Origin of the sequence: Microvirga antarctica, assembly GCF_017921815.1 — a bacterium.
GTDB classification, from domain to species: Bacteria; Pseudomonadota; Alphaproteobacteria; order Rhizobiales; family Beijerinckiaceae; genus Microvirga; species Microvirga antarctica.
Map to the genome: position 1 here is coordinate 1 of NZ_JAGEMM010000158.1, position 284 is coordinate 284.

The window sequence follows — 284 nt, forward strand, 5'->3', positions numbered from 1 at the left end:
AATGATGGCGCTATCATTTTGTAATGACTGAGCTTGATAAGCTACTGTATTTACGGCCTTTCCTGATGCGAAGCTGGCAATAGCCGCAGGCATGATGAATAATGCGCGGATAAATCAGCCAATCTTTGCAGGGGCATCAGACGTGAAGAGAACCAAATCACCTCGTGCGCCGACGCTGGAAGATGTAGCACGTAGCGCCGGGCTGTCTCCGATGACAGTCAGCCGGGCATTGAATTCGCCACAACTGGTTCGCCCCAAAACGGTTGAGAAAGTCATGCAGGCGG

1 protein-coding gene is annotated in these 284 nt (G+C 51.8%); it reads left to right on the forward strand.

Features of this window, described 5'->3' with window-relative positions; all coding sequences use genetic code 11:
• Positions 1-94: 94 nt before the first annotated feature.
• A partial coding sequence (locus J4G32_RS22035) for a LacI family DNA-binding transcriptional regulator (protein WP_210497718.1) occupies positions 95-284 on the forward strand: 190 nt, incomplete at its 3' end.